Here is a 21199-nt window from a genome sequence, read left to right as displayed (position 1 = left end):
ATTCACATGACTATTCGCAAGAACATTCCTTCGACATCACGCAGTGCTATTCAACGTAATCTTGTTTTCACTCTGGCATTAACCAGCTTGGCAGGTTGCTCCTCTATCAATTCAATGATGGAGCCGGATCGTATCGATTACAAAAGCGCTGATAAAGTAAAAACGCCAAAGCTTGATATTCCACCTGATTTGACGCAATTGCAGCGGGAAAATCGCTATGCTATTCCAGATTCAAATCAAGGAACAGCCACTGCTTCAGGTTATAACCTTCAACAAGGTATTAAACCCGCAGCTGATGTTGCCGTGATTGCGCCTAACGGTGCGCCGGATATGCATATCGAACGTGATGGCTCGCAGCGCTGGTTAGTGGTGCAAACTACTCCAGAGAAGTTGTGGCCAAAGATTAAAGACTTTTGGCAAGATTCAGGATTTTTGATCAATACCGAAAATCCTGATACTGGCGTAATGGAAACCGATTGGGCCGAAAATCGGGCCAAGATACCACAAGATTTTCTGCGTAATACGCTGGGTAAAGTATTCGATTCAATCTATTCGACGGGGGAACGTGACAAGTTCCGTACGCGCCTTGAACGTGGGCCAAACGGTACGACCGAAGTTTATATCAGTCATCGCGGCGCGGAAGAGGTGCTTACTGGCGCTTCAAAAGAAACGAGTATCTGGACTTCGCGCCCAGAAGATCCACAGTTAGAAGCTGAGTTTTTGTCGCGTTTGATGTCTCGCCTCGGTGCGGATCAGGTGAAGGCAAAAGCGGCGGTGGCTAATTCACCGTCGTTACAAGCGCGTTCTAAGCTTGTAAAGGGTGCTCTCGGGACGAGTTACGTTGAAGTAGACGAAAGTTCTGATCGCGCTTGGCGACGTGTTGGTTTGGCGCTTGATCGCGTCGGCTTCACAGTAGAAGATCGTGATCGCACGCAAGGTGTCTATTTTGTCCGATACGTCGATCAAGATGAAGAGGCTAAAGACAAGAAATCAGCTGGTTTCTTCTCAAAAATGTTCACAAGTTCTAAGAAGGACGATAAAAAGGCTGCCCGCTATCGGGTCGTTGTAAAGGCTTCCGGTTCGGCGAGTCAGGTTGCAGTGCAGAATAACGCAGGTCAACCAGAAACGTCGCCAGCGGGAGACAAAATCCTGACTTTGTTGAACGAGCAACTTAAGTAATTGTTTGTAGTGTTGTTTTTGCAATTGTGTCGCAGTTAGTGCTGCGAGGCAATTGCATCTTAGGATTAGTCGTTGAAATTTGCCAGCCTCGGAAGCGGTAGCGAAGGTAATGCCTTATTGATTTCCAGCGCTTCTGCTACCCCTTCTACTGAAACCAAAGCCACAACCAACGTTATGTTGGATTGTGGCTTTGGCATTAAAGAGACCGAACGTCGTTTGGCTAGGTTAGGTCTCGATCCCACTGATTTATCTGCTATTGTTGTCACACATGAGCATCAGGATCATATTGGTGGTGTCTTCAAACTAGCTCGCCGTTATGCATTACCCGTATGGCTGACGCATGGCACCTTTGCTGCCATCTCAAAATCACTTAAAACGCGTAGTGCGGTTGAGATGCATTTTTGTCGCGATGGTGAAGTTCTGACTATCGGAGATTTGGAATTGACGCCCTATACCGTTCCTCATGACGCCAGAGAGCCGGTGCAATACGTTGCTAGTGATGGCACATTACGGCTTGGCGTGTTAACCGATGCTGGAAAATCCACAAATCACTTGATTCGCGCTCTAAACGGTTGTCACGCACTTGTTTTAGAGTGCAATCATGATAGTCAGATGCTTCTCGATTCAGCTTACCCACCTTCACTTAAGCGTCGTATCGGCGGTGAGTATGGGCATCTTTCAAATGATGTTGCTGCAGACATCTTGGCTGCGTTAGATCAGTCGGTTTTGCGTAAAGTAATCGGCGCGCATTTAAGTCTGCGTAATAACACTCGCGAACTCGCACTGGCAGCGCTTAATCGCGGCAGAAAAAATCAAGATATTGAATTAACGATTGCCTGTCAGGAAGACGGATTCGATTGGATCGACATTTGTTAAAAATGAAGAGTATCCATAGAGGTTTGTAGCCGAGCAGGTTTTGACTTAAGTCTTACTAAGCCCTATTACATATGGTTACAAATAGGATAAGAAAATTGAATCCAGTGATGTTGAATGCAGCATATTTTTGTATTATTACAACAAAAAAGCCGACCCTAAGGTCGGCTTTTTTTAAAGCAACCAAATATTACTTGGATGCAGCAGGAGCGGCAGCAGCGTCAGGTGTCGAAGCAGCAGGAGCAGCAGCGTCAGGTGTCGAAGCAGCAGGAGCAGCAGCGTCAGGTGTCGAAGCAGCAGGAGCAGCAGCAGCGTCAGGTGTCGAAGCAGCAGGAGCAGTCATCGAAGCAGCTGTATCAACAGCAGGAGCTTCGTCTTTTTTACCGCAAGCAGCCAAAGCCAAAGCCAACAGGGAAGCGATCAATAGTGTTTTTTTCATGGATATTCCTTCAGTAGTAATCAAAATTTTGTGCGATGAATAATTACCGGTAATTATCGCTCTAAGGATGCTTTTGCAGTGCTTTGCACTAAATACGTGCATTACAACAATAAAAACTTTCCAGCTGCGAATTATAGCGGATTTTGTCAAATATGATACTGTAGGTTTTCTTTTTAGTAAGCATTTGTATCAAACTAACATCCTTTAATTCACTCCTTTTGCCCTTTAATTAACGTTTATTAGATTTCCATAGGGAAACTAGTGGTTTCTCTGAAAATTTTGTTATACGGCATTGTTTAAATAATAATAATTCATTATTGGAATTGTTATTTTCAAACTAGCCCAATGTAATCCAGCCGTCCTCGTACCAAGTATATAGCGCCTCAAGTACGTCGGTTGAAACCATACTAGCCGCATCGCCATCCAATTTACGCTGATCAGCCAACGCACATAAAGAGCCTTTATCTTCGCGACCGGCAGCGAACGACTCGCCATTAATAAACACATGTTTGCCACGATAAAGCATTTGTGTCTTGCGCGACAGGCTTACGCCCCGTTTGGCGATCGATGCCGTGAACCGCGATAGTGTCAAAGGGCGTTTTGGAGATTCAAAAAATACGGTCGCTTTTGGATCCGACAAATACTCGCCCATAAAAATCGCGATGTCATCGTCGGTAAAGCGCACTTTATTAAGTGCCTCCGAAACCTGCGATAGCATGTTGCGGCTAATTTCTGCTGGATGTTTGGTGGGAGCCAGGTCGGCGTCGGCGTATCGGCCGGGTAGGTCGATAGATTCAGCCATGAACTGCAAAAAGGCTTCCCCAAGCTCTTGAAACGCTGGTGCACGAAATCCTATTGAATAAGTCATGCATTCGCCGATTGCATTGCCTTCGTGGGCATATTGCGGTGGCAAATAGAGCATGTCGCCAGGTTCAAGTACAAATTCTTGTTCTGGTGCGAAGTTTTTAAGAATTTTTAGTGGACTTCCTTCGACCAGTGTCAAATCTTGTGCTGCGCCGATTTTCCAGCGACGTTGTCCATGCGCTTGCAGTAAAAAGACATCGTAAGAATCAAAATGTGGCCCGACACCGCCCGTATCAGTTGCATAGCTGATCATCAGATCATCAAGGCGTGTATCGGGAATGAAGCGAAACTGTCGGAGTAAGGCATCGACTGTATCGTCGTGCAAATTGACGCCTTGAACAAGCAGAGTCCAATCCTTTTTATCGGCCTCCGGCAAGGTGCTAAACGGCCCATTTTCAACTTTCCACTCTTGCTTAAAATGGCTGATTAGACGCGATTCGACGTCATCTCGCGATGCCATTTCAAATAATGTTGCTGAGGACAGCAGTGGTTTGAAGTCCGGCAAAGCCTGGCGAATCAATAAAGGTTTTTTGTGCCAGTAATCGCGCAAAAATTGCGCAGGCGAAAGGCCGCCCAACAACGTAAAATTTTTCATAGGCTGCATTATATCGGGTTGGATAGGGTTCCATACTCCACCTGCTACACCGTACGCAAATACTTCCAAGTTTATCGATTAACTGATTTGGCACGGTGAAAAATGTTTCTTAAAGAACACTTGGTCGCAGACTTCGACAATTTTCTGTTATTTGCACTATTTTTGTTAATCAATACTCAGTAAATTGTCTTAACGACTTGCAGGGTGGCTTTATCAGTATCAAGCCCTTCGGATAAATTTTTCTCGTTACGCAGACCTGATGAATTCGGCGGGTATAATCTGAGCGCATATTATATGAAAGGAATGATCATGAAGATTGCCAAGAATACCGTAGTGACGGTCCACTACAAATTGTCAGATGCTCAAGGCAACTTGATCGAAGAGAGTAGCCAGCCGATGATCTATTTGCATGGTGGTTACGAAGGCACACTGCCGAAGATTGAGGAAGCGCTGGATGGCAAGGAAGTTGGCTACAATGTTGAATTGCAGGTGGAGCCGGATGATGCCTTTGGTGAATATGATTCGAATCTGGTAAAGATCGAAGCACGCAACCGTCTACCAACACCACTAGAAGTGGGCATGCAGTTTGAAGGAACGCCAGACGGCGAAGATGACGATGAGCAAGCGTTAGTTTTCACAGTGACTGATATTGCCGATGATAAAGTTGTGCTGGATGGTAACCATCCACTAGCTGGCATCGCGCTGCGTTTCGATCTGACAGTAGGAGAAGTGCGCGAAGCAACGGACGAGGAAATTGTTCATCAACACGTCCATGGCGCACACGGTCATGGTCATCATGATGATTTGGATGATGAGTCTGCGGACGAATTCCGTAGCCACCCGATTCATTAAGATAGTACGCATTTGGCGATTGCTATTGGCAGCCATCAATAAAAAAGCCGTAAGCGTTGAATCATTCAGCGCTTACGGTTTTTGATATTTATTTTTTGATATTGATTATGTTATGTCAATTAAATAACATAAAATTTTCAATATTATTTATTCAATATTATTTATTCAATATTATTTATTCAATATTATTTATTCAATATTATTTATTCAATATTATTTATTACTATTCCTCTTGCAATTGTTACTGCGTTGCAAGAAAAATAAAAAAATGATTTAAATACCCATTTTTTATCGTTAGTTGCGGGTTTTGTCGATGGCAAAATAGTGCGGATTGCGCGTGTCTACCGTTACTTTCGCCCACGAGGATGCTATTTCCATATCGCCAAGATTCTTTTTCCAGACAACGTCAGTAGTGGATGGCGCGCTGTTGGAAGGGGGTCCGTGAATAATTAAGACCTTACCCGAAAATTTAGTTGCCAGTGCGGTAATGGCGTGACGCATCTCAACAAAGCCATCGCGCTTTACATTAAAATCAAATACGCGTCTTCGCTGCACGGCGAGTGGATCACCGTCACAAAATAAAACTATACCATCTGATTTATTTTGCTCAGCAATGTTCAAGATTCGTTGCAACCATTCCTTGTTAGCAATTAAACGATCTTCAAATTCGCTGTTGCGGCCGCCTTCAGACGTATAGTGGTTATTTCGTGCAGGCAAATTGACGGTGGCAAACGTTACATTACCAATCTCCCAACGTGCATTTTCAACGTATGTGCGAAACTTTGGTGACGTGGATTGGCGGTTCAGCGGGATTCTGGTTTCACCTAACGAAAAATCATCCGAAAAAAATAATTCACGGAGTCGGTTGAGACGTTCAAACGAAGTAGAGCGTCCGATTTCATTTTTGCATGCGACCCAATCGCTAGCGGAGGGTGAAACGATCATGCCATTTTTTGCGCTATTCAAGAGCGCCTTACGTTCTTGGTACAGTTTATCTGAGCAAGGCTCTTTTTCCGATTTTATGCCATTGGTGACAACGAATGCCAGATTTTCGTCATCAGTCTGGCTAATAGCCGTGCGCACTGCGACTTCATCAGAAGTGCTTCGGAATGGATGACCAATAACGCCAAAACTAAAGCTGCTGGTTTCTCCCTGGTCGGTAGCAAGAGCAGCGCCAGATAACCAGCCGATAGTAAGTATAAACGCCGCGACGATCCCCGTACTGGCCATGCTTTGGGATCGTGCTACTGGCACAGGACCGGACATTGTTCTAGCCCACAAGCACACCTCGTTCATGCGACTCTGACCGCTTGGGCAGTTGGTGGTGTTTTCTCGGATGACGCAGCATTGGGCCCTGCTTTGCTCAAATGCTTCAGGTGATATAAGTGATCCAATGCCTGGCGCGGGGTTAAGGTGTCTGGGTCAATGACCGCTAGCGCATCAAGCAATTCACTTTCCAGTGATTGATCCTGAACCTGAATTGAATCAAGCGCTTCGTCGCCACTATCCTGATAATTCGCTGGCGCATTTGAAAACAAGTCGAATTGCGGCGTGGCCTGGACCGACTGCGATTCCAGAAGTGCCAGATGCTTGCGGGCGGCTTTGATGACTGCCGTTGGCACGCCCGCCAGTTGCGCCACTTGCAAGCCGTAACTCTGCGATGCAGGGCCGGGCTGGACAGCGTGTAAAAATACAATGCTGTCTTTATGCTCAACCGCAGACAGATGCACGTTCGCTGCTGTAGCGTGGATATCGGGCAATTGGGTTAGTTCAAAGTAATGGGTGGCGAAGAGCGTAAAACAGCGGGTTACGTCAATTAATTGTTTGGCGATCGCCCAAGCCAGCGCCAGTCCATCAAACGTCGATGTGCCGCGTCCGACCTCATCCATCAAAACCAGTGAACTTTCACTTGCGCCATTAAGGATGGCTGCGGATTCGGTCATTTCGACCATAAAGGTAGAGCGGCCGCCTGCTAAATCATCAGCTGCACCAATACGCGTGAATATGCGATCTATCGGACCTATTATTGCGTTGGTGGCAGGGACATAACTGCCGACATAGGCCAGCAAAGTAATGAGCGCGACTTGCCGCATAAAGGTTGATTTGCCGCCCATATTAGGGCCAGTAATCAATAGCAATTTATGCTCTGCAGACAGCATGCAATCGTTGGCAATAAAGTGTTCAATTTGCTTTTCAACTACCGGATGCCGGCCTTGCTCGATCTGGATCGCCGGTTCGGTAGTCAATTGTGGCGCGCACCAATCGTGACGTGCTGCATGCGACGCTAATGCTACCAAGGTGTCGATTTGGGCCAGCGCTTGAGCGATCGTTTGTAATGTTGCTATGTGTGGTGCCAGATCGAGTAATAATTGTTCATATAATACTTTTTCTCGAATGAGTGCGCGCTCTTGAGCAGACAATGCCTTATCTTCAAACGCTTTCAATTCGGGAGTAATGTAACGCTCTGCGTTTTTCAGTGTTTGACGGCGGCGATAGTCATCTGGCACTTTGTCGGTTTGACCATGTGTCACTTCGATATAAAAACCATGTACTTTGTTATATTCAACACGTAGGTTGGCAATGCCGGTACGTGCGCGTTCACGGGTTTCCAGATCGATCAAAAACTGTCCGGCATTTTCGGATAATCCTCGCAACTCATCTAGCTCTGCATCAAATCCGGCGGCAATGACGCCGCCATCGCGGACCATGGTTGCTGGTTCGGCGGCCACTGCACGCTGCATCAATGTGAGGCATGCCACCGGGGTTGCTAATGCCTGATATAGCGTGCGTAACAACGGTATTGGATATTCGGTCTGCTCGACTGCGTGCGCCCCATTTTTACTAACATCACCCTCGCTAACACCGTCACAAAGCGCGACATTGACGCGGATCGCTTCCAATTGCTGCAAACCATCCCGCAGCCCGGCTAGGTCACGTGGTCGCGCAGAAAGCAGTGCGATGCGTGTGGTAATGCGCTCGATATCAGGGACTTCAGCGAGTGTGGTTGACAAGTCTTTTCCGGTCTCGGCGGCGAGCAGCGCGCCAATCGCCACGTGCCGTCCTTGCGCTACGGATTGCGCACGTTTGGCATGGTGTAGCCAATGACGCAACAGTCGGGATCCCATTGCGGTGCGGCAATGATCCAATAATGAAAATAGGGTTGGTGCACCGGACGCAGAATCCTCGCCACGGATGGTTTCAGTGAGCTCCAGATTACGGCGGGTGGCAGCATCCAGACCAATGAATTCATTTTCAGTTTCTACGGTCAAGGCGCGGACGTGCTGCAAGCCTTTTCCCTGTGTTGACTGTGCGTAGCGTAGTAGTGCGCCAGCGGCGCCGACAGCGGTGCTTAGACCTTCGGCGCCAAAGCCGCTTAATGTGCTGACAGCCAGTTGGTCAAGCAACGCTTTTTCACCATTTGGAATATCGAAGTGCCAGTCCGGCACAGTCGTCGCTTTATTAATCAACGTCTGGCCGTGCAAAGTGTTTAATAAAGGGCTGACAAGTTCGCCCATCAAGATCTCTGCCGCTGCGATGCGTTCCAGTTCTTGTTTAAGGCGTATCTCCAGCGCTTTAATATCGCCGCTGAATTCCATCATTTTTAGCGCGCCACTAGCCATGGTAAGCCAGGCTAATCCAACTGTTGCGGTCTTACGTTGCTTGTGTTGGGTAAAGGAAAGGGCCAATAACGGTTGTTCCAATTTTTCTGGCAGCAGGTTTGAGTCTGTGAGTGTGCCAGGCGTTACGACGCGTAATACTTTACGCTCGACGATCCCTTTGCTCGTCGCTGGATCACCGATTTGTTCGGCAAGTGCGACTGATTCACCGACTTTGACCAGCTTGGCCAGATATTGGTCGGCGGCGTGAAAGGGGATGCCACACATCTTGATCGGTGCGCCATTGTAAGTACCGCGAGAGGTCAGCGTGATACCAAGTAAGCGCGAGGCTTTTTCTGCGTCTTCAAAGAACAGCTCGTAAAAATCGCCCATGCGGAAGAAAACGAGCGTGGTCGGATAATCTGCTTTTATGCTGAGATACTGGGCAGTGCCGGGGGAAATTTTTAACTTTTCTACAGTCATCCGGTTATCACTCGCACATCAATTAATCTATTGTTTACTGCGTTAAACATTTTTCTCTTTCAATACAAAGCGCTTTTACCGTTACTCTTGCCATCGCGGCTTGATAGGATTGTTGCAATTTATTTATTTCAATTATGCGAAACGTTGTTTGCAACCTATTGAATTTTAAACGTTTTCAAGCGCAAATGGGTATGCCGTTGACGATTGGCTCTGACTACGATTCTGATTCAGATACAACATATTTAATTGAGAAAAAGCGTAAGCCGCGCAATCAGCAAGACCGGTCCGAACAAACCTTCTGCGAGTATTGTCTTCTCTCGCGCATCATTTACGACGCTACTTTTTTAGCCAGTCCAGCACACCGAGGCCTGCTTTTCGACCGGATGCAAAACATGCGGTTAACAAATAACCACCAGTAGGCGCTTCCCAGTCAAGCATTTCACCAGCGCAAAATACGCCTGGAATAGCTCGTAACATCATGTTCTTATCAACTTCATTAAACATAACGCCGCCGGCACTGCTGATTGCCTCATCAATCGGCCTTGCTGATACCAACGATATGGGGAGTGCTTTAATGGCAAGCGCGAGTTTGGTTGCATCAGTAAATGCCGTTGATGCGCACTCTCTTAGTAAGCCGACTTTTACCCCTTTGAGTCCAAGTCGACTTTGTAAATGACTTGACCATGATCGGGAACCGCGAGGGTGTGTCACTTCTGTAAGGACGCGCTCATGGGACCAGTCTGGCAATAAATCCAGATGGAACCTGACGCTGCCGTGGCGTCCAATGTGATCGCGCAAACGTGCAGAAATGGCGTAGATCAGGCTACCTTCGACGCCGTCAGCACTGATCACGAACTCCCCTTGTTTATAGAAAGGTATATTTTGATTGTTCGAAGGAGGTGTTTGATGTACGTCGTCGTTCAAATCCGGTAGCGCGATAGCGACTGATTTTAAATGGTGACCAGCAAATCGCTCTTTAAAATAATCACTCCACTCAACATTGAAGCCGCAGTTCGACGGCAATAACGGCGAAACGGAGATTTTTCGGCTAGCCAATAATGGAACCCACGCACCGTCAGAACCCATGCGTGCCCAACTTCCTCCGCCAAGTGCCAATAATATTACATTGGCTCTGACCGTCAGGACACCATCTGGTGTTGAAAACGAACAATCACCTTCAGCATTCCAGCCTGTCCAACGATGCCGCATGTGAAATCGCACACCCGCTAAACGCAGACGATGCAACCAGGCGCGTAGCAGCGGTGCAGCTTTCATGTCGGAAGGGAACACGCGTCCGGACGATCCGATAAAGGTCTCAATGCCTAAATTCTTCACCCATTTGCGTACGGCATCGGGGCCAAATTCCTGAAGCAGCGGCCCCATGTCGTTCGCATGGGAGCCGTAACGTAATAAAAAATCCGTGTAAGGCTCGGAGTGCGTAATGTTCATACCGCCTTTGCCAGCTAGCAAAAATTTGCGACCGACTGATGGCATCGCATCATAAACGGCTACCGGAACACCGTTGGAAGACAATGTTTCCGCCGCCATCAGCCCGGCCGGGCCACCGCCAATAATGACGACTGCTGGGATGCTTGAATGTGGGGAAGAAATCATGGTAATTGTGGGGCTTAAGCGACGGATGTCTTAAAGCAGACAGAGGGCGTAGTCTACGCTGCAGCGAGTCAACTGCCAATCAGTAACCGTCGGTGGCTGATTGGCAGTTGATTTGTTTGTCAATACGGAGAATGTTGTTGAAATTCTTTTTTATTCGTATTAGATCAATTTTTTCAATCAGGTTCATATCTTTTATGCTGTGCAGGGCGCGTTCTGCCTTATTATATTATGTTGTGATCGCTATTCAGAATCATCCTCCTCCTTGGGATACCATTCATAGTAGGCGTTGAAAGTTTCCGTCATTTCGTCTATTTGCTGCCGAGGAAATCTATCGAACGAATAGGTTTTTGGGGATCCCTCAGTACGAACATTTCTGCCGACCGATGCAGATGATGTCCAATATTGATACATAACACCACCTGATTCCCTTTTTTCCGTAAGATATTCCTTGGCTTTTTTGTCGCCGCCAGAGTCTGCGGGTAGCTTAGTAAAACAGGATTGGTCAATGGTGAAACGCGGATCCGGTTTGGAGGTCGGAGCGAATTGCTCAAGTACATTCCCTGGAGAAAATTTCCCCTCATCAAGGGTATGGGCGATAGGGAATTTGACCCACGAATCCGCGACGACCACCTCACTGGAATCAATTTCACGCTGGTCTCCAATGAGCACAAAATTATGATCCATCCCTTCAGCGGCGACTCGAAATAGGGGACTTTTCGTGGGCTCCGATAGTAATAACGCGGCGGTTACCTTTGAGTGCTCTGAACAATTGCCTACGCCCGATGTGACGATAGCTTTTAGTGATTGTCCATCTTCCGCTAACAACCTGATACGTCGCCTCAGAATATTCTCTGCATTCGTTCGCCATACGTCGGCAACTTGGTTTGTTGATCCAAAAGGTAAGGCTACCTGGGTCAACCGAATCGCTTTGTCGGCCATCAAAAGTTCACTAAGTATTTTTTTTGTGACGATGCGTGGTGCGCTGTTACTCACTTCGACCTCCCAAACGTAGCGGGCCATACTAGAATCTGGATAGTTTGCGATCCTTGGACAATCTACCTGCGTTCCGTCTGAGGGCGTTTGATATGCATTAAGAATCACTGGGGAATTCGTGACTGAAACCAGTGCTTTTATAAACAGGGCGTTTGAACGTCCTTCGCTAACTGGGGTATTAGCGGAAAATTGTTGAAGCGAGATATTGCTCAATGAGGAAGCGGATGTAATCGGCACTAAGTTGATCCTAATGTAAGTTCGCATGATTGTTTTCTTCGAGTATCTGATCAAACAAATGAATCAAAGAGCTTATTTCTGCCATACCTTGGCGTTCTCAAAGACCAAGTGCAACACCTTCTGCTGTAAGGTGCCGCCATGGCGAAAATTTACAAACATTTAACTACTCAGGAACGCGCCGTCGTCATGACCATGCGCGACGACCTGTGCTCCACCCGATCCATTGCTAAACGCCTTTGCCGTTCAGCCAGCACGATTAGCCGCGAACTCAAACGCACCAGCGGTGCCGGCGTCTACGATGCCAATCTGGCCCACGCACAATGCCAGGCGCGTCGTGTCCTGCCGCGACGTCTTCCCAAACTGCACGCGGACGGGGCCTTGTTCCAGGTCGTCCGGCATCAGCTAAAACTCCTCTGGTCGCCGCAGCAAATAGCGCGCAAACTCAGGGCCCTTTGGCCCGACAATTCTGAGAAATCTGTGTCCCACGAGACCATCTACAACGCCATCTACTTGCACCCACGCGGCGAACTCAAGCGTGAGCTGATTGCCTGCCTGCGTCACCACAACCAGGTCCGTAAGCCACGCAGCCGTGGCACCGATCGCCGGGGTCAGATCCCAGATATGCAGAGCATCCACATCCGGCCTCCAGAGGTCGAGGACCGCCTCATTCCCGGCCATTGGGAAGGGGACTTGATCAAGGGTGCCGGCAACCGCTCATCGGTGGGCACGCTGGTCGAGCGCACGACCGGCTTTGTGGTGCTCGCCAAGATGGACAACGCAACCACCAAAGCGGTCGTCGACAGCTTCTCGGCGGTGCTCAACCGCGAGCCGGCAGCGATGCGCAAGACCATGACTTACGACCAAGGGCGCGAGATGCACGGCCACAAAATCCTCACCGAGCGCACCGGTGTTCAGATCTATTTCGCCGACCCGCACAGCCCTTGGCAGCGCGGGTCAAATGAAAATACCAACGGCTTGTTGCGCCAATACATGCCCAAGGGTTCGGACCTGTCGATCTACTCTCAGGACGAACTCGACGCCATCGCCTTGTCGCTCAATACGCGTCCAAGAGCAAGGCTCGATTATGAGTCGCCACTCGTCGTTTATACTCAGCACATCGCGTTGCTACAACATCCGACTGACACTGTTAATTAACCCAGTGTTGCGCTTGGTATTTGAAACCGCCCTTCTTTAGCGTAAAAAAATTGATTCAAAACAGGGAATCGAGGCGGCACATTTTTGCTGTAATTGGCAAAAAATATAAAAATTGTCGTGTCAGCATATACCACGTGCAAAACCACAATTCAAGGTTTTTTGGTGAGGGCTAAAAAAGGGGGCGGGTAACTTGCTGATCAGATCGCCAGATCATCTGCACGCAGTATTGAAAGTGCTGACATTGGCTTATCTTGTTGATGGCTTAAGCATCGCGGCTGATCCACAAGTTTTTGGACATTGTAGGGATACGCACCTCTAGAGCGGTGGTGCGCTTTGTAGCTCGTGCATCGATGGGAGGTAATTCCTCGTTTTAGATCAAGCGCGGAATCGGCTATTCGTCCCGCTAGTAAAGTTATAAAACCGATTGTGCACACAAGAAAATAGGGCGTTCTTGTAAAGAAGATGTGATACTTTTTTACCCAGCATAACTATCATGGAGCAGGACAGAGTATTGCGTTAGTCATATAAAGATAAGAACTGGCGGTGTTCCACTTTAGAGAATTGGCTAACGCCATTTAAAGCGCTATAAGATTATTCTATTCGAGAGAAAACTTGAGTTTGTTGATGACTTCGCGCCAACGACTCACATCTTGCTTCATCAATTCACCTGTTTTTTTACTATCCAGATACGACGGTTCTAGTCCTGTTGCGCGTAGCTTGACTGCGAGGTCGGGGTCCGCCATCACTTTCGCTAAATCGTCGCTAATTTTTTTTATGATCGCCGGAGGTGTTTTTAAGGGCGCAACCAAGCCGTACCAGACGTTCACATCAAAACCTGGCATCCCGCTTTCGGCCAGTGTTGGTACATCGGGAAGCCCAGAAAAACGCGTCGCCGTAGTCACGGCTAACGGACGTATCCGGCCTTGCTTGATCAGGCCATCAAACGCAGCCATTGATCCGAATGACAATTGCACCTCATTCGACAATAGGGCCACCACTGAAGGACCCGAGCCCTTGTAAGGTACGTGTGTCATCTGGACGCCAGAGCGCATGTCAAACATTTCGCCGGCCAGATGCGTTGTTGTGCCAGAACCTGCCGATCCATAATTAATCTTGCCCGGGTTGGCTTTGGCATAGGCTAAAAAGTCAGCGAAAGTTTTGACCGGTAACTGGTCATTGACCAGTACAACCATTGGCGTGCTCGCATACCTGCCTATGGGGGCAAAATCACGGAGCAAGTCCCATGTCAGGTTGCGGTAAACCGTTGTATTGATGGTGTAGGAATTCACCAGTAGCAGAATCGTGTAGCCATCAGGTGCGGCTTTAGCGACTAGGGCGGCGGCGATATTGCCAGCCGCGCCTGCTCGGTTCTCAATAATGACTGGTTGATCCCAAAGGACCGAGAGCTTTTGAGCGACCAGTCGGGCAGAAATATCCGCGCCACCTGGTGCAAAACCGACGACGATATGGACCGGATGATCAGGAAACGCTTGTGCTGCAGTAGCTAACCCGATGCACAATAAAAAAACTGCTATATGTCTACAACGATTCATTATGGAGCCTGCTTATATGGAGGTTAAACCTAATGTCAATTTTCGAAATTTAGAAAATGAATTCGTAATCTAAAAATAGAACCATACAGCATTACGCACTACTTACTATGAAAATTTATAATAAATTATGCTGAGCCTAAAATAGTGCTGACGAAAGATGAGGTTTGACTGATTGGGATCTTCACAAATTTTCGCTGGGTTTGTATAGATTTCAGTTGGCCTGAGCGATATTTGTGCTTACCGATTGAACCGGATTTGGTAGAGTTTTGTTTTGTTCGATACTCTGTTCAAGCATTAAAAAACGCGCCAGTCGGCGCGTTTTTTAATATATTGCTTACTCGCTCACGAGATTATTCGCAAGCCAATCAATTCTGCCTTGGCTTAGCGCTTCAACTGACTGATATCACGCACCGCACCGCGATCCGCCGATGTGGCCATTGCAGCATAAGCTTGCAATGCCTGGGAAACGTAACGCTGACGGTTAACCGGTTTCCATGCATCTTTTCCCCTAGCGTCCATGGCAATGCGGCGCTGCGCTAATAGCTCATCGCTGATAGCCAGGTGAATACGACGATTTGGAATGTCGATTTCGATGGTGTCACCATCTTCAACCAGTCCAATTGCGCCGCCTTCTGCAGCTTCTGGCGATGCATGACCGATTACCAGGCCGGATGAGCCGCCTGAAAAGCGACCATCAGTGAACAGAGCGCATGATTTGCCCAAACCTTTCGATTTGATATACGAAGTTGGATACAGCATTTCTTGCATACCAGGACCGCCTTTTGGCCCTTCGTAGCGAATAATGATGGTGTCACCTGCTTGTACTACATCGCCCAGAATAGCTTCCACCGCGGCATCCTGGCTTTCGAACACACGCGCTTTGCCCGTGAATTTGAGGATGCTTTCGTCCACACCAGCGGTTTTAACGATGCAACCGTTAACGGCCAGATTGCCGTACAACACGGCTAAGCCACCGTCTAGCGAATAAGCGTGCGCTTTATCGCGGATGCAACCGGTACTACGATCCATATCCAGGCTGTCAAAGCGTTTCTCTTGCGAGAATGCTGTTTGTGTCGCCACGCCGCCTGGCGCCGCACTGAATAGTTTGTGTACCGCAGGATCTTGCGTTTGTGTAATGTCGTTATTGGCAATCGCTTCTGCCAAATCCTTACTATGGATTGTTGGACGTGTCGTGTCCAGCAAGCCGGCGCGCGCCAGTTCGCCCAAGATGCTGATAATACCGCCAGCACGGTGGACGTCTTCGATATGGTATTTGTCGGTCGCGGGTGCCACTTTACATAAGCAAGGCACATTGCGTGAAATACGGTCTATGTCGGCCATTTTGAATTCAACTTCGGCTTCTTGCGCTGCCGCCAGTAAATGCAGTACGGTATTCGTGGAGCCGCCCATCGACACGTCTAGTGTCATTGCATTCTCAAACGCAGCCTTATTGGCAATCGTGCGCGGCAGGACCGAGTAATCATCTTGTTCGTAATGACGTTTCGCCAATTCCACGATTAGTCGTCCAGCGCGCAGGAATAATTCCTTGCGATCCGCATGCGTCGCCAGAATCGTGCCATTACCCGGCAATGCCAGGCCGAGTGCCTCGGTCAGGCAATTCATTGAATTTGCTGTGAACATCCCGGAACAAGAGCCGCACGTTGGACAAGCTGAGCGTTCGATTTCGGCGATCTCCGCATCACTGACAGACGAATCGGCAGCCTTGACCATTGCATCAACCAGATCAATTTTAATGATGCGCTGGGTTCCTGGCGCTTTACCTGGCAACACTGCCTCGACTATTTTTCCGGCTTCCATTGGACCGCCAGAAACAAAAACTACCGGAATGTTCAGGCGCATCGCTGCCATTAACATACCGGGCGTGATTTTGTCGCAGTTCGAAATACATACCATCGCATCGGCACAATGGGCGTTGACCATGTATTCGACAGAATCAGCAATCAACTCGCGGGATGGTAATGAGTACAACATACCGCCATGACCCATTGCAATGCCATCATCGACTGCAATAGTGTTGAATTCTTTCGCAACACCGCCCGCTGCTTCGATCTCCCGGGCGACCATTTGACCGAGGTCTTTCAGGTGGACGTGACCGGGAACAAACTGGGTGAATGAGTTAACCACGGCAACGATAGGTTTGTCAAAGTCCCCATCTTTCATGCCGGTTGCGCGCCAAAGAGCGCGGGCGCCGGCCATGTTGCGGCCGTGTGTGGTGGTGCGTGAGCGATATTCTGGCATGACTTCAATCTCCAATAATTCAATCGGGCGTAACTATATTGGGTTAAAAACGCCCATAATTAGCTACAAATCTGCGCCTAGAGTGCCTTGACCCTATCGTGTTGTCAAATATATGATTTATAGATCATTAAGACCTTTTGCATATTACTGAGCTTTGATCGCACCTAATCTATAAAAAATTGTCTGATACATAACTATTCGAAGGTTGATAAAAATAAATTACTCTTAATTATATTAATATTGGTTAATTATTCTAATTAGTGGTTTTTTTTAGAGTAATTTCGAAACTATTTTTCTAGTTAGCTCATTTAAACTTATGGCTGGCAATCTCGCCAGCAGGTCAATGATGGAAAATAATATGTCTTCAGCTTCCTTACCAGGCACATCTTCAAGCAACCATTCGGATACTCCCAGCGATGTGCCCGCTGATTTAGCGATTGATTCCACAACGCAGCAGGACTTGAGTCATCAGCCCGAACAAGCTCCTCAAGTGCCCCTGGACCAGCGAGTGATGCGACATGTCGATACGCAACTGATTCACGCCGGTCGTGATCCATCGCTTTATGGTGGCATGGTCAATACGCCTGTGTTTCGTGGATCGACCATCATGGCCGATAACCTTGATGATTGGGAGGCCGGCCGACAGACTGACAATCCGATGGCAAAATACGGTCGCTTTGGTACGCCAACCACACGTTCGTTTGAGCAAGCGATCACGGCATTAGAAGGTGGTGATCACGCATTAGTATTTCCGTCGGGATTATCTGCCTGCACCCATAGCATCATGGCTTTTGTTGAGGTTGGCGATCATGTATTGATTACGGATAGCGCTTATGGACCGACCCGCACATTTGCCGAGCGCGTATTGCGTCGCATGGGTGTGGAAGTGGAGTTCTTTGATCCATTGATCGGTGGCGAAATCCGACAATTGATACGGTCAAATACACGCGTCGTATTCGTTGAGTCACCTGGTTCCTGGACCTTTGAGGTGCAAGATATTCCGGCAATCGCAGAAGAAGCCCACAAGGTTGGCGCGTACGTGCTGATGGACAATACTTGGGCTACGCCATTATATTTTAAGCCGTTCGAACACGGCGTGGATGTTTCCATTCATGCTGCTACCAAATATATCGTCGGTCATTCTGACGCCTTACTTGGAGTCGCAAGCGCGAACCAGCGCGCGTGGCCAATTTTAAAGCAGGGTGCGCACGACTTCGGTCAAACTGCGGGACCTGACGATATCTATCTGGCGCTACGGGGCATGCGTAGCATGGCAGTGCGTTTGCGCCAGCATTGGAATAGCGGCATGCAGTTGGCCGAACATCTTGTGACACAATCGTTAGTGGAACGTGTTTTACATCCTGCTTTGCCATCCGATCCAGGTCATCAGCTTTGGAAGCGTGATTTTCTGGGCGCCAGCGGGCTATTTACAATAGAGTTGAAACCGGTTGGTCGTCCCGCATTTGCCAGTTTTTTTGAAAGTCTGAAGTTGTTTGGTATCGGTTTGTCGTGGGGTGGCTATGAGAGTTTGGCACTGCCTATCGACAAACCGCCAACACGGGTGGCATCACGCAAGACGTATCAAAATCCTTTGGTCCGGATTCACGTTGGACTGGAAAATATTGACGATCTCAAGCGTGATATGGACCGTGCGTTCAAATGTATGGCACTTGCACTCTAGGTGGTATTTTTTCGGGCCAACGATTAGTACGTTAGCCTTTAAACGCGCTACTTTAGTCAGGATGCAACTATTCCGGGTCTATATATCCTAACGGCAGGGCGGTAGTGTGTTTAATCTTCTCCATCGCGAAGCTGGCGTTGACGTCGAACAGCGCATTTGATTGCGTTAGTTTCTGATACACCTTGTCATATGCGGCGATATTGGGCACTACTATGCGCAGAAGATAATCGATATTTCCGCTCATGCGATAAAACTCGACTACTTCCGGAATCAGCTTGATGTTAGTACTGAACTGCGCAAACCAGGCAGCATTATGTTGATTCGTTTTGATCGACACGAATACGGTCACGCCAACATTGAGCTTGGTGGCATCTAACAGTGCAACGCGCCTAAGCAAATAACCTTCTTCCTCCAATTTCTGAATCCGACGCCAACATGGTGTTGATGACAGGCTTACTTTCTCGGCAATTTCGGCCACTGAAATCGTCGCATCCTCTTGGAGGATTGCCAAAATTTGTTTATCTATTTTGTCCATATTAACGCTTAATTTGTGCTCGAACTTGTTAGTGGAAAAGGGCTTGTCGACCACTCTCGGACGGAAATACACAGCTGACATCATGGCCGCAATCAGGTACGATTTTCATCATCTTGTGATGTGGTGAGCGCAGCTTTTGTTGATCGTAAAGCGCATAAGCCAGCCCGCGTTGCAGTCGAAAAGGTCCTTGCAAGGCGGCGCCGCATGATTTATCGAGAACCTTGTACGACGCTTTTTTACTGTTATCGCTATCGAGGGCCGCTTCCAGGTAGGTTATGTCGGCGCTTTGATAAGCGATACGTACGGCATTCGCGGTGTGTTTCTGCATCAGGACCTTAGGTAGATTCTCGATGCCGTATTTCCAATTGTTATAAGTTGGGCAGCTACTCATCATTTCTGAGGAGGAAACAATCTTAACAGTACATTTAGCAAAATCACTCTGACCGTCTGCGTCGCATTCAGGCCATGTTACTCGGCGATCGGCAATCATTGGTTGCGGGCGGTCGTTGTCAAAATATAGCCAGGTGCCGGGATCTGCTATCACGTAGCGGACTGAATACGATTGAGCATCTAGCGTGGAAAAACCGATGTAATGTTGTATTGTCTGAGCCCCAGCCGAAAATCCGGCGATCGTAACGGTACGAATGGTGGGATAGCGCTGGATTATTTTTTCGACTAACTTATCTATTGCTTTAAAGGATGTCAGGTTGGGGTCATTCTGAGACGAACCACCTTCCATCCAACTGGCACACGTCCACACAAAATCATTAGCCTGTGCAGTTTGTTGCTCTTCAGAGCGGCATTTTTTTGCATTCGTATCGTTGACCTGAAACAACGGAGCAATTACTAATGTGGTGCTTAGACGTTCGGTTGTAGCCGCTGCAATGGCGGCATCGAATGTCTTGGCTGCATCATGCGAGTGACCGTGAATCACAATCAACGCGGCGTTGAAGCGCACATTGTTAGTATTGATTGGAGTTGATGCATAAAATCCTAAAGTGCCATCAGGATGCGTGGCGTCCAGGCTAACTCTAAAAAAACATTCTGCGATGGCTTGTAAAGAACAATTATGGTTTTGCTTACTTTGATGTGGATTGGATGCTGTCCGCGTCGCACCGCTGGTTTCAGATACCGCCGCGCCGATAACTGTATCCATCGCATAACTCTTTGCGCTGGCGAGAGTCAACACCAACGCTAGTAAAAGTGCCCACGACACGAACAAGGATGATGAAAACTTCACGAAGGTATATTTGCCATGCATGCGTCACGGTTTAAAAGTAAACAATGGATAAATGTGGTTTGCCGTCAATTTTACAATGAGATGGCAGCAATTTGCTATCACCAGACGCTAGATATTAAGAGATAATTTGATCAGAGACTTTATGCATGATCAGCGCATATAATAATTCATGACGTGGCATTTATAGGTTATATCGTTGTCGGAATTTCTGCAGAACAATAGTTTCAGTGGCGTAATTTAATCTTCAATTTTTGCATTCAAGCGATAAAAAGCGCATATGAAAATCACTTTAGCTTCTGCCATTCAGTTAATGCACGAAGGCGCTTGGGGAAGCTTGGCGACGCACTCAACGCAGGTGGCTGGATATCCTTTTGCGACCATCTTGCCATTCACGTTAGACGAGCAACACTGTCCGATCTTTCTGCTCAGTGACCTTGCTGAGCATACGAAGAATCTCTTCACTGACTCTCGATCTAGCCTTTTAATTCACAGTTCAATCGGGCAGAATGTCTTGACGGCCGAGCGGATTTCGATCATCGGGGACGTCATGCCGATTATTCCCTCGGGAGATCTTATTGCACGGTATCTTCGTTATCATCCGGATGCAAAGGACTATTTGGCGCTGGGAGGTTTTTCATTTCATCAATTAACACCTCAACGATCCCGTTATGTCGGTGGATTTGGACAAATGGGATGGATCGAAAACGAAGAGTGGGCAAGCCTCGAAGTATTGCCAGTGGCGGATGAAAGAATGTTGATTCACGGCATCGCTAATACCTATCCAAATCCGTTACGCATCCTGGGAATTGATTGTTACGGTTTTGATGTTGAAAAAAATGGCAAGCGCACGCGTCAGCGCTTTGCGGATGCACCTGTCGCGGTTTCACAAGTAGGCGAGGTTGTAAGACGATTCCTTGCTGCCATCGAGTAATCAATTCATTCGTCTTAGCAGATGAATTGATTGTTTTCTGAGAGGAAAGTTATAACGTCATCTATCGAAACAATGGAAATACTTTGGAAAATGGCGACTACGACGTTGGTCTTGGTTGAT

At 47.9% G+C, this 21199-nt stretch carries 16 protein-coding genes; 6 read left to right on the top strand and 10 right to left on the bottom strand.

The features are described 5' to 3' along the window. The first annotated feature begins 6 nt into the window (after nucleotides 1–6). Entirely contained in the window at nucleotides 7–1179 is a 1173-nt protein-coding gene (gene bamC, locus RGU75_RS19875; RefSeq protein ID WP_322238941.1) for an outer membrane protein assembly factor BamC, read from the top strand. Between the two features lie 72 nt (nucleotides 1180–1251). Further along, nucleotides 1252–2055 carry an MBL fold metallo-hydrolase gene (locus RGU75_RS19870; protein ID WP_322238939.1) on the top strand — a complete coding sequence of 268 codons (804 nt, stop codon included), beginning with the start codon at nucleotides 1252–1254 and terminating at the stop codon, nucleotides 2053–2055. 187 nt (nucleotides 2056–2242) lie between these two features. Here RGU75_RS19870 and RGU75_RS19865 read toward each other — a convergent pair whose 3' ends face one another. Next, nucleotides 2243–2491, bottom strand: a complete 249-nt coding sequence (locus tag RGU75_RS19865; RefSeq protein WP_322238937.1) for a hypothetical protein — start codon at nucleotides 2489–2491, stop codon at nucleotides 2243–2245. 337 nt (nucleotides 2492–2828) lie between these two features. Beyond that, on the bottom strand, nucleotides 2829–3950 hold the full coding sequence (locus RGU75_RS19860) for a cupin domain-containing protein (RefSeq protein WP_322238935.1): 1122 nt from the start codon (nucleotides 3948–3950) through the stop codon (nucleotides 2829–2831). A gap of 309 nt (nucleotides 3951–4259) precedes the next feature. Between RGU75_RS19860 and RGU75_RS19855 the strand changes: the two genes are divergently transcribed. Then, nucleotides 4260–4802 carry a peptidylprolyl isomerase gene (locus RGU75_RS19855; RefSeq protein ID WP_322238933.1) on the top strand — a complete coding sequence of 181 codons (543 nt, stop codon included), beginning with the start codon at nucleotides 4260–4262 and terminating at the stop codon, nucleotides 4800–4802. Between the two features lie 294 nt (nucleotides 4803–5096). On the opposite strand, the gene RGU75_RS19850 is transcribed toward RGU75_RS19855, so the two are convergent. The 4 genes from RGU75_RS19850 to RGU75_RS19835 all read right to left on the bottom strand — a co-directional run bounded on the left by RGU75_RS19850 (nucleotide 5097) and on the right by RGU75_RS19835 (nucleotide 11752). Next, entirely contained in the window at nucleotides 5097–6068 is a 972-nt protein-coding gene (locus RGU75_RS19850; protein WP_322238931.1) for a hypothetical protein, read from the bottom strand. 26 nt (nucleotides 6069–6094) lie between these two features. Beyond that, entirely contained in the window at nucleotides 6095–8881 is a 2787-nt protein-coding gene (gene mutS / locus RGU75_RS19845; protein ID WP_322238929.1) for a DNA mismatch repair protein MutS, read from the bottom strand. A gap of 336 nt (nucleotides 8882–9217) precedes the next feature. Next, on the bottom strand, nucleotides 9218–10495 hold the full coding sequence (locus RGU75_RS19840) for a TIGR03862 family flavoprotein (RefSeq protein WP_322238927.1): 1278 nt from the start codon (nucleotides 10493–10495) through the stop codon (nucleotides 9218–9220). A gap of 240 nt (nucleotides 10496–10735) precedes the next feature. Continuing rightward, on the bottom strand, nucleotides 10736–11752 hold the full coding sequence (locus RGU75_RS19835) for a hypothetical protein (protein ID WP_322238925.1): 1017 nt from the start codon (nucleotides 11750–11752) through the stop codon (nucleotides 10736–10738). A 111-nt stretch (nucleotides 11753–11863) separates the two neighbouring features. Here RGU75_RS19835 and RGU75_RS19830 point away from each other — a divergent pair, with 111 nt between their 5' ends. After that, entirely contained in the window at nucleotides 11864–12880 is a 1017-nt protein-coding gene (locus tag RGU75_RS19830) for an IS30 family transposase (protein ID WP_322234666.1), read from the top strand. A 596-nt stretch (nucleotides 12881–13476) separates the two neighbouring features. Here the strand turns inward: RGU75_RS19830 and RGU75_RS19825 are convergent. Continuing rightward, complete coding sequence (locus RGU75_RS19825) at nucleotides 13477–14433, bottom strand: tripartite tricarboxylate transporter substrate binding protein (protein ID WP_322238923.1); 957 nt, start codon at nucleotides 14431–14433, stop codon at nucleotides 13477–13479. Nucleotides 14434–14814: 381 nt separating this feature from the next. Continuing rightward, nucleotides 14815–16692, bottom strand: coding sequence for a dihydroxy-acid dehydratase (ilvD, locus tag RGU75_RS19820; protein WP_322238921.1), 1878 nt, complete (start codon nucleotides 16690–16692; stop codon nucleotides 14815–14817). A gap of 511 nt (nucleotides 16693–17203) precedes the next feature. Between ilvD and metC the strand changes: the two genes are divergently transcribed. Continuing rightward, nucleotides 17204–18373 (top strand): cystathionine beta-lyase, encoded by a 1170-nt coding sequence (metC, locus tag RGU75_RS19815; RefSeq protein ID WP_416186882.1) that lies wholly within the window; start codon nucleotides 17204–17206, stop codon nucleotides 18371–18373. Between the two features lie 67 nt (nucleotides 18374–18440). Here metC and RGU75_RS19810 read toward each other — a convergent pair whose 3' ends face one another. Further along, nucleotides 18441–18908 carry an Lrp/AsnC family transcriptional regulator gene (locus tag RGU75_RS19810; RefSeq protein WP_322238917.1) on the bottom strand — a complete coding sequence of 156 codons (468 nt, stop codon included), beginning with the start codon at nucleotides 18906–18908 and terminating at the stop codon, nucleotides 18441–18443. A gap of 28 nt (nucleotides 18909–18936) precedes the next feature. Further along, nucleotides 18937–20169 carry a hypothetical protein gene (locus tag RGU75_RS19805; protein WP_322238914.1) on the bottom strand — a complete coding sequence of 411 codons (1233 nt, stop codon included), beginning with the start codon at nucleotides 20167–20169 and terminating at the stop codon, nucleotides 18937–18939. 256 nt (nucleotides 20170–20425) lie between these two features. On the opposite strand from RGU75_RS19805, the gene RGU75_RS19800 reads away from it, so the two are divergent. Next, nucleotides 20426–21079: a pyridoxamine 5'-phosphate oxidase gene (locus RGU75_RS19800; RefSeq protein ID WP_322238912.1), complete on the top strand. Its 654-nt coding sequence runs from the start codon at nucleotides 20426–20428 to the stop codon at nucleotides 21077–21079. Nucleotides 21080–21199 lie beyond the last annotated feature (120 nt).

Source organism: Glaciimonas sp. CA11.2 (assembly GCF_034314045.1).
Classification (GTDB): domain Bacteria; phylum Pseudomonadota; class Gammaproteobacteria; order Burkholderiales; family Burkholderiaceae_D; genus Glaciimonas.
The sequence above is the reverse complement of the archived record's forward strand: the minus strand, read 5'-3'. Positions and strand labels throughout refer to the sequence as shown.

Bases quoted from the DNA above. Each gene is read 5' to 3' on its own strand.
- RGU75_RS19855 (WP_322238933.1), top strand. From the start codon at position 4,260: ATGAAGATTGCCAAGAATACCGTAGTGACGGTCCACTACAAATTGTCA.
- RGU75_RS19805 (WP_322238914.1), bottom strand. From the start codon at position 20,169: ATGCATGGCAAATATACCTTCGTGAAGTTTTCATCATCCTTGTTCGTG.
- RGU75_RS19840 (WP_322238927.1), bottom strand. From the start codon at position 10,495: ATGATTTCTTCCCCACATTCAAGCATCCCAGCAGTCGTCATTATTGGC.
- RGU75_RS19860 (WP_322238935.1), bottom strand. From the start codon at position 3,950: ATGAAAAATTTTACGTTGTTGGGCGGCCTTTCGCCTGCGCAATTTTTG.
- RGU75_RS19825 (WP_322238923.1), bottom strand. From the start codon at position 14,433: ATGAATCGTTGTAGACATATAGCAGTTTTTTTATTGTGCATCGGGTTA.
- RGU75_RS19835 (WP_322238925.1), bottom strand. From the start codon at position 11,752: ATGCGAACTTACATTAGGATCAACTTAGTGCCGATTACATCCGCTTCC.
- RGU75_RS19800 (WP_322238912.1), top strand. From the start codon at position 20,426: ATGAAAATCACTTTAGCTTCTGCCATTCAGTTAATGCACGAAGGCGCT.
- RGU75_RS19810 (WP_322238917.1), bottom strand. From the start codon at position 18,908: ATGGACAAAATAGATAAACAAATTTTGGCAATCCTCCAAGAGGATGCG.
- RGU75_RS19850 (WP_322238931.1), bottom strand. From the start codon at position 6,068: ATGTCCGGTCCTGTGCCAGTAGCACGATCCCAAAGCATGGCCAGTACG.
- bamC (WP_322238941.1), top strand. From the start codon at position 7: ATGACTATTCGCAAGAACATTCCTTCGACATCACGCAGTGCTATTCAA.
- RGU75_RS19865 (WP_322238937.1), bottom strand. From the start codon at position 2,491: ATGAAAAAAACACTATTGATCGCTTCCCTGTTGGCTTTGGCTTTGGCT.
- mutS (WP_322238929.1), bottom strand. From the start codon at position 8,881: ATGACTGTAGAAAAGTTAAAAATTTCCCCCGGCACTGCCCAGTATCTC.
- RGU75_RS19830 (WP_322234666.1), top strand. From the start codon at position 11,864: ATGGCGAAAATTTACAAACATTTAACTACTCAGGAACGCGCCGTCGTC.
- metC (WP_416186882.1), top strand. From the start codon at position 17,204: ATGCGACATGTCGATACGCAACTGATTCACGCCGGTCGTGATCCATCG.
- ilvD (WP_322238921.1), bottom strand. From the start codon at position 16,692: ATGCCAGAATATCGCTCACGCACCACCACACACGGCCGCAACATGGCC.